At 72.5% G+C, this 7,188-nt stretch carries 8 protein-coding genes; 7 read left to right on the top strand and 1 reads right to left on the bottom strand.

Going from position 1 to position 7,188, the window contains the following annotated elements:
* The first annotated feature begins 378 nt into the window (after nt 1–378).
* Nucleotides 379–987, top strand: coding sequence for a hypothetical protein (locus ACM26Y_RS13045; RefSeq protein ID WP_054375003.1), 609 nt, complete (start codon nt 379–381; stop codon nt 985–987).
* 10 nt (nt 988–997) lie between these two features.
* Here ACM26Y_RS13045 and ACM26Y_RS13040 read toward each other — a convergent pair whose 3' ends face one another.
* Nucleotides 998–1,330, bottom strand: coding sequence for a hypothetical protein (locus tag ACM26Y_RS13040; RefSeq protein WP_003937244.1), 333 nt, complete (start codon nt 1,328–1,330; stop codon nt 998–1,000).
* Nucleotides 1,331–1,537: 207 nt separating this feature from the next.
* Here ACM26Y_RS13040 and ACM26Y_RS13035 point away from each other — a divergent pair, with 207 nt between their 5' ends.
* The 6 genes from ACM26Y_RS13035 (at nt 1,538) to ACM26Y_RS13010 (ending at nt 7,089) form a co-directional block, all read left to right on the top strand.
* Nucleotides 1,538–1,876 carry an RNA polymerase-binding protein RbpA gene (locus tag ACM26Y_RS13035; protein WP_003937243.1) on the top strand — a complete coding sequence of 113 codons (339 nt, stop codon included), beginning with the start codon at nt 1,538–1,540 and terminating at the stop codon, nt 1,874–1,876.
* A gap of 260 nt (nt 1,877–2,136) precedes the next feature.
* Entirely contained in the window at nt 2,137–2,502 is a 366-nt protein-coding gene (locus tag ACM26Y_RS13030) for a chorismate mutase (RefSeq protein WP_003937242.1), read from the top strand.
* Between the two features lie 8 nt (nt 2,503–2,510).
* Nucleotides 2,511–4,610: an aminodeoxychorismate synthase component I gene (pabB, locus tag ACM26Y_RS13025; protein ID WP_371383291.1), complete on the top strand. Its 2,100-nt coding sequence runs from the start codon at nt 2,511–2,513 to the stop codon at nt 4,608–4,610.
* Nucleotides 4,607–5,515, top strand: a complete 909-nt coding sequence (locus ACM26Y_RS13020; protein WP_416061114.1) for a prephenate dehydrogenase dimerization domain-containing protein — start codon at nt 4,607–4,609, stop codon at nt 5,513–5,515. The genes pabB and ACM26Y_RS13020 overlap by 4 nt, the downstream gene beginning before the upstream one ends.
* A complete protein-coding gene (locus ACM26Y_RS13015) occupies nt 5,502–6,482 on the top strand; it encodes an AurF N-oxygenase family protein (RefSeq protein WP_416061113.1) in 981 nt (326 codons plus the stop codon). The genes ACM26Y_RS13020 and ACM26Y_RS13015 overlap by 14 nt, the downstream gene beginning before the upstream one ends.
* A gap of 109 nt (nt 6,483–6,591) precedes the next feature.
* A complete protein-coding gene (locus ACM26Y_RS13010) occupies nt 6,592–7,089 on the top strand; it encodes a hypothetical protein (protein ID WP_416061112.1) in 498 nt (165 codons plus the stop codon).
* The last annotated feature ends 99 nt before the right edge of the window (nt 7,090–7,188 follow it).

Genomic DNA, 7,188 nt, shown 5'->3' with positions numbered 1-7,188 from the left:
CCTCTCGATCGGATCGACGTGGCTGTAGCCCTCACCCCTTCGATCGTCCGCGCCCTCGAAGATGTGACAGCGGGCGCTCCCTCAAGCTAGACCACCGCGCCGACGTCCCGACCCGAAACCGGAGCGAAAAATCGACCCCCGGGGCCGCATCGTTCCCGAGTCGAGACCTGGGCGGGGGTCCGTGGCCGTCTCGACGGCGGATCGACGGGAGATTGTTACCGTTCCATCGCGCTCCGGTCACCGGATGCGCTCGAATCACGGTTTCGGGACCCGCTTTTCGGTCCGGTTTCCGGAAACGGCCCGCGCCGGCCCCGGCCCCCCTATTGTCGAGCCGACCACGCCGTCGCCCGTGCCCGTCCCATCCTCGAGGAGCTCTGGATGCAGCAGCGCCGATGGACCGTTCGTTCGCTCACCGCCGCGGCCGCGGTCGCTGCGGCGGTGGCCGTGCCCGCTCACGCCGTCGCGGAACCCGACCCCCCGGGGCTGCCGCCGGACGCGTTGCGCGCCGCCGCGGCCGCGGAGTCCCCCGAGGCGCTGCGGGCGGTGGAGTCGCTGCTCGACGCGGCCCGCACCCCGGCGTTGTTCGAGCCGCCCCCGCGCAACACCCCGCAGCCGTTCATGCAGCCCGCCCCCACGTTCGGGCTCGGCTGCGGCGGCGGTTTCACCCCGTACGCGATGACCACCGGCTGGGCCCAGCCGGGCCCCAACGCGGTGCCCCCGGTGCAGATCGGCCAGCTGAAGATCTTCGTCTCCCCCACGATCCCCACCCTGCCCGCGCGGGCCGACCTGAAGTTCGTGTGGCTGAACATGGAGAACTTCCGAGGCGGCGTGGACACCCTCGACGACACCGTGGGCGGGGTGCCGCAGCTGTCGAAGACCCTCGATACCGGCACCGGCCCGGTGCTGTCGGCGCTGTTCGGGTCCGTGCAGTACGTCGACGGCACCTTCTGCCAGGTGGTGTACACGATGGGAGCGTTCTTCGCCTGAGGCGGACGGCTCAGCGGAGCCGTTCGGCGGCGCGGGCCAGGCGCACCAGCTCGTCGCACAGGGCCGCCAGTTCCGCCGGACCGGCGCCCTCACCCACCGCGGTCGCGACGTCCTCGGCCGCGCACCGCACCTCGAAGGCACGGTCGGCGACGGCGCTCGCCTCCTCGGCGGTCAGGACCACCGCGTCCTCCGGCAGGCCCGCTTCCCGGGTGAGGGTGCGCTGTTCGTAGGCCCGCTGGCGGCACGACCGGCGGCAATAGCGGCGGCGCCGCCCGAGCGGGGCGTCGGCGACCGGACGGCCACACCAGAGGCAGTTCTCCGGTTCACGGGTACGTCCGGTCATGGCCGCACACCCTACCGCCCGCCGGAGCCACCGCGGCCGGGGCGGTAGACTCACCCGCGCCCACGACCGCGGGCGGTCGGGAACCGATTCGACCGCGTGTGCGTTGAACAGAAGTGGCCGGCATCCGCCGATGTCGACCGCACTGTGGACGCGCGTTCGCCCCGGAGGCGAGCGCACCGGGCGGAGCACACAAGAGAGGACACCACCATGGCAGATCGTGTACTGCGAGGCAGCCGGCTCGGGGCGGTGAGCTACGAGACCGACCGTGACCACGATCTGGCGCCGCGGCGGATCGCCCGCTACCGCTGTGACAACGGCGAGGAGTTCGACGTTCCGTTCGCCGACGAGGCGGAGATCCCCGGCACCTGGATCTGCAAGAACGGCCTGGAAGGCACCCTGGTCGAGGGCGCGGCACCGGAGGCGAAGAAGGTCAAGCCGCCGCGCACCCACTGGGACATGCTGCTCGAACGCCGCTCCATCGACGAGCTCGACGAGCTGCTCAAGGAGCGTCTCGAACTGCTCAAGACCAAGCGGCGCGGCGCCTGACACCGGGTCGACCGGTACGCACGAGGCCGCCCCCGGGATCCGTCCCGGGGGCGGCCTCGTGCGTACCGAGGGGGCGGTGCGCGTCCTGCCGGGTCGGCCGTGTTGCACGCACGGCACAAATAGATCAAACGCCGACAGCGGCTCCGCCCGCGTGTCATCATGATCGAACACCGGCCGGATTCTCGGACCGGCGACCTCGGACGACGCGAAACGGAATGACCCCCTGGGGTTTCGGGACGCGGTACAGGGGGCGAAACGCAATGGACAACAGCAACGACCACCCGGCGGGCGCCACCGCCGAATCCGCACCGGACCACCTGCTCGACGGGCTGCGCACCGAACTCGACCGGGTCGATGCCCGGCTCCTCGACACCGTCCGCGACCGGCTGCGCATCTGTGCCCGCATCGCGCACCTGAAACAGCGGCATGCCATCCCGATGCTGCAGCCGGGCCGGATGCAGGTCGTGCATGCCCGCGCCGAGTCCTACGCGCACCGCAACGACATGTCGCCGGAATTCCTGCATTCGTTGTACGCGCTGCTGATCGCGGAGGCGTGCCGGGTCGAGGACCTCATCATCGACGGTCCCGGCGCGGCACCGGCCGAACTGCGCGAGACCCGGACCTGAGACCGGTCATGGCCGCGCCGCCGCCCCCCGGTTCGATCCGCACCCTGCTGATCGACAACTACGACTCGTTCACCTACAACCTCTACAGCCTGCTCGCCGAGGTCAACGGTGTCCCGCCCACGGTCGTCAGCAACGACACCCCGTGGGAGTCGCTGGATCTGGACCGGTTCGACAACATCGTCGTCTCCCCCGGGCCGGGCCGCCCCGACCGGGCCCGCGACTTCGGGATCAGCTCGCACGCCCTGCTCGACTCCGGTCTGCCCGTGCTCGGGGTGTGCCTCGGTCATCAGGGCCTGTGCAACCTGTTCGGCAGCGAGGTGGTGCGGGCACCGCAGCCGGTGCACGGCCGGTTGTCACGGATCCGGCACACCGGCACCGGACTGTTCGCCGGCATTCCCTCCCCGTTCGCGGCGGTGCGCTACCACTCGCTGGTCGTCGACCGGGTGCCCGACGACCTCGAGGCCGTCGCCTGGACCGAGGACGGGCTCCTCATGGGGGTCGCCCACCGGACCCGGCCGCTGTGGGGGGTGCAGTTCCACCCCGAGTCGATCTGCACCGAATACGGCCGCGAGCTGCTGGCGAACTTCCGCGACGCGACCCCGGCCCGGCCGCACCCCCCCGAGCCGGTCCCGCCGCCCGCGCCGCCGGCACCGCCGCCCGCGCTGATCCTCGAAAGCCGCCGGATCGACCACCACCCGGACCCGCAGCGGGTGTTCGAGACGCTGTTCGCCGACGGCCCGCACAGCTTCTGGCTCGACGGCAGCGCCGCCACCGAACCGAACTCGCGGTTCTCCATCCTCGGGGACGGGTCGGGTCCGCGCGCCGAGTTCGTCACCTACAGCGTCGCCGAGACCCTGGTGCGGGAACAGCGCGCCGGGCACCCGACCGCCGAGTTCCACACCACCTTCTTCGACCACGTCGACCGCCGCCTCGCCGAGCGCACGGTCGCCCGGCGCGCCGACCTGCCGTTCGCGTTCGCCCTGGGCTACGTGGGCTACCTGGGGTACGAACTCAAGGCCGACACCGGCGGGCAGCTCGTGCACACCTCCCCCATCGCGGACGCGGCGATGGTCTTCGCCGACCGCGCCGTGGTCCTCGACCACGAGACACGCTGCTGCTACCTGCTGGCGCTGAGCGAGCGGGCCGGGGAGCCGGCCACGACCGCATGGTTCGACGCGACCGCTGCCGTGCTCGAATCCCTGGCCGAGTCCGCCGCGGCGCCGGTCGCGGCCCCGCTGGTGCGGGCGGAGCAGGATCCGCGGGTACGGTTGCGGCACGAGCCGCAGCGCTATCTCGAGCTGATCGCCCAGTCGATCGCCGAGATCCGCAGCGGCGAGACGTACGAGGTGTGCCTGACCAATGCGGCGACCGTGGAGCGCCGTGTCGATCCCCTGCGCACCTATGAGACGCTGCGCGAACTGAGCCCGACCCCGTACAGTGCCCTGCTGCGGTTCCCCGAGGTGTCGGTGCTCAGTGCCTCGCCGGAGCGGTTCCTGCGGATCGGCCCGGACGGGGTGGTCGAATCCAAGCCGATCAAGGGCACCCGGCCACGCGGCACCACCGAGGACGCGGACCGGGCGTTGCGGCAGAGCCTGCTCGACAGCGAGAAGGACCGGTCGGAGAACCTGATGATCGTCGACCTGGTGCGCAACGACCTGTCGCGGGTGTGCGTACCCGGCTCGGTGCACGTGCCGAAGCTGTTCGACGTCGAGACGTACGCGGCGGTGCACCAGCTGGTCTCCACGGTGCGGGGGACGTTGCGTCCGGATGCGACCGCGGTGGACTGCGTGCGGGCCGCCTTCCCGGGAGGATCGATGACCGGGGCGCCGAAGCTGCGCACCATGGAGATCATCGACAAGCTCGAGGACGGCCCCCGCGGTGTGTACTCGGGTGCGCTGGGCTACCTGTCCCCGACGGGAGCGGCGGACCTGTCGATCGTCATCCGCACCATGGTCGCCACCGAACACGAGGTGGGCTTCGGCATCGGCGGCGCCATCGTCGCGTTGTCGGACCCGGCGGACGAACTCGAGGAAACGATGGTCAAGGCGGTGGCGATGCGCCGGACCCTGTCGATGAACGACCCCGCCGAGGACGGTCCCCCCGCGTGAGCGACACGACCGGCCTCGTCGTGGTCGTCGGCGGTGCCGGCGCGGTCGGCCGGATGCTGGGTGAGGCGCTGCGCCGCGACGGCGCCGCCGTGCTGGTGGTCGACCCGGCCGCCGGCGACGATCCCGGTGCACTGCGCGACGATGTCACCGCCCCCACCGCGGCCGTGCGGGACGCGGTGCGGTGCGCGTCGATGCTGGTGCTGGCCGTGCCCGAGGCCACGGCGCTGGCGGCCGCCGCCCGGCTCGGTCCGCTGCTGTCGCCGAACGCGGTGCTGGTGGAGACGCTGTCGGTGAAGTCGGCGTGGGCGCGGGCGGGACGCGAGCGGGGGTGGCCCGCGCAGTGTGTCGGACTGAACCCGATGTTCGCTCCGGCGCTGGGTATGGCGGGGCGGCCGGTGGCCGCGGTCGAGTACCGGCCCGGCCCGGCCGTCGACGCGCTGCTCGCGGCGCTGGACCGGTGGGGGGCGCGGGTGGTGCGGATGACGGCGGACGACCACGACCGGGTCGCGGCGGCCACCCAGGCGGCCACGCACGCGGCCGTTCTGTCGTTCGGGCTGGCGTTGGGGCGGCTGGGGGTGCCCCCGTCCGTGGCGGCCGCGACCGCCCCGCCGCCCCACGTGCTGCTGCGGGCGTTGCTGGCGCGGATCGCCGGCGGCGCCCCCGAGGTGTATCTCGACGTGCAGGCCGGCAATCCGCACGCGGCGGCCGCCCGGTCGGCGCTGCGGGCCTCCCTCGACGAGCTCGAGGCGGTGGTCGAGACCGGATCGGTGGCCGGGTTCGCGGACCTGCTGGACCGGGCGGGAACGCCGCTGGGGGCGGACACCGACCGGTACCGTGAGCTGTGTGCGGAACTGTTCGCGGAGCTGACGCACGAGGAAACGGAGAGCCGTCATGGCCGAGCCTGAACTGCCCGCCTCGCAGGGTCCGCTGCTCGCGCCCGCGCTGCCCGACCACGATCCGTACGACGTCGTCGAGAGCGCCGTCGTGCGGGGGCTGGCCCGGTCGTGGGGGCGGCGCGCCACGGTCAAGAAGAGTGAACCGGATCTGGACGAGCTGTTCGATCCGGGCCGGCTGGATTTCCCGGACGAGCTCGTGCCGTTCCACGCCCACCCCGGGTACCGCGCCCTGGACGAGGAGCACCGGGCCCGGCTGCGCGGCTGGGGCTGGATTGCGTACAACAAAAATGTCATGGACATCGAGCAGTACGTGGTCAACCCCGGTTTCGCGCTGATCACGACGGACTTCTTCGAGGTCGGACCGTCGGACACCGTGACCACGGGCGTGCTGCAGGCGATGGTCGACGAGCAGTACCACACCCTCATGCACCTGAACGCGAGCGCGGTGATCCGCCGCCGCCGCGGCTGGCGCATGCCCGAGTCGGCGCTGCCCCCGTGCCGGACCGTGCGCGAGCACCGGGCGGCGGTGGCGGCGGCGCCGGATCCGCGGGCACAGGCGTTGGTCCGGTTGGCGTTCACCACCGTCGCCGAGACCTCCATCAGCGCGTTCCTCGGTCTGATGACCGAGGATGCGGACCTGCAGCCGGTCAACCGCACGACGGTGGCGCTGCACCGGCGGGACGAACTCAGTCACGCCTCCCTCGCCGCGGAACTGCTGAAGATGGTGTTCACCGAGCTCGGGCCCGGCGACCGGGCGCAGCTGCTCGCGGCCCTGGCGGCGGGAATCGAGGCGTTCACCGGCTCGGATCTGGGCACCTGGGCGGCCGTCGTGGACGCGGAGCGCGTTCCGGGTGGGCGGGAGATGCTCGCGGACGTGGCCGCGGCGCCCCCGCGGCGGGTGGTGCAGGACTGCAGTGCGATCCGCCGGTTGTGCGCCGAACTGGGCGTCGCGGACGAGCTGCCCGTCACCTGGTAGAACGATCGATACCGAACGAACGATTCGAACGTTCGGAATGATGCCCGAGTCGTGATCCGGCGTCGTCCCTCGAACGTTCGAAGCGGGTTCGCCCTGGTAATCTGCGGTGGTGAGCGATGCATCCTCGTCGCCCGGCACACCGATCGGGGAAACCCCCGCGACGGGCGGCCGCCGCAAGCAGTACGCCAACAGCGCCGAACGTGCGCGCGCCTGGCGCGAACGCCAGCGCCGGACCGCCACCCCGGCACCACCGGCAGCGACCCCCGACCCACCCCGGCCGGCGCCCCAGTCGCCGCCCGAGCGCGCGGACACCCGCCTCGGCGCCGTCCCGGATCCGCCCCGCACGGCCGGCCCCGGGGCGGTGGACCTCGCGGCGACCCGGCTGCGCACCGAACGCGACGAGGCACTGCGCTCGGCCGCCGAGGCCTGGCAGCGGGTGGCCGAACTCGAGGCCGATCTCGCGATGGTGCGGGCCGAACTGGCCGACGAGCGGGCCACCCAGCTGCGCGAGGCGCGGGTCCACATCGCCGAGCTGCGGATGCAGGTCGCGGAACTGCGGCGCGAACGCGGCCGACCCGACCCGGACCCGGGCGACGAACGTTCGTAGCCTGCATCCGGCGAGTGCGAACGATCGTTTGGATAACGTCCCGGGTGCGAACGTTCGGGGTGTGGGTGGTCGGGACTTCCGGCCCTGTCGGTTGCGCCC

It is taken from the genome of Rhodococcus indonesiensis (genome assembly GCF_047782815.1).
Lineage (GTDB): Bacteria > Actinomycetota > Actinomycetes > Mycobacteriales > Mycobacteriaceae > Rhodococcus > Rhodococcus indonesiensis.
The sequence above is the reverse complement of the archived record's forward strand: the minus strand, read 5'-3'. Positions and strand labels throughout refer to the sequence as shown.

Bases quoted from the DNA above. Each gene is read 5' to 3' on its own strand.
- ACM26Y_RS13015 (WP_416061113.1), top strand. From the start codon at position 5,502: ATGGCCGAGCCTGAACTGCCCGCCTCGCAGGGTCCGCTGCTCGCGCCC.
- ACM26Y_RS13045 (WP_054375003.1), top strand. From the start codon at position 379: ATGCAGCAGCGCCGATGGACCGTTCGTTCGCTCACCGCCGCGGCCGCG.
- ACM26Y_RS13040 (WP_003937244.1), bottom strand. From the start codon at position 1,330: ATGACCGGACGTACCCGTGAACCGGAGAACTGCCTCTGGTGTGGCCGT.
- pabB (WP_371383291.1), top strand. From the start codon at position 2,511: ATGGCCGCGCCGCCGCCCCCCGGTTCGATCCGCACCCTGCTGATCGAC.
- ACM26Y_RS13030 (WP_003937242.1), top strand. From the start codon at position 2,137: ATGGACAACAGCAACGACCACCCGGCGGGCGCCACCGCCGAATCCGCA.
- ACM26Y_RS13035 (WP_003937243.1), top strand. From the start codon at position 1,538: ATGGCAGATCGTGTACTGCGAGGCAGCCGGCTCGGGGCGGTGAGCTAC.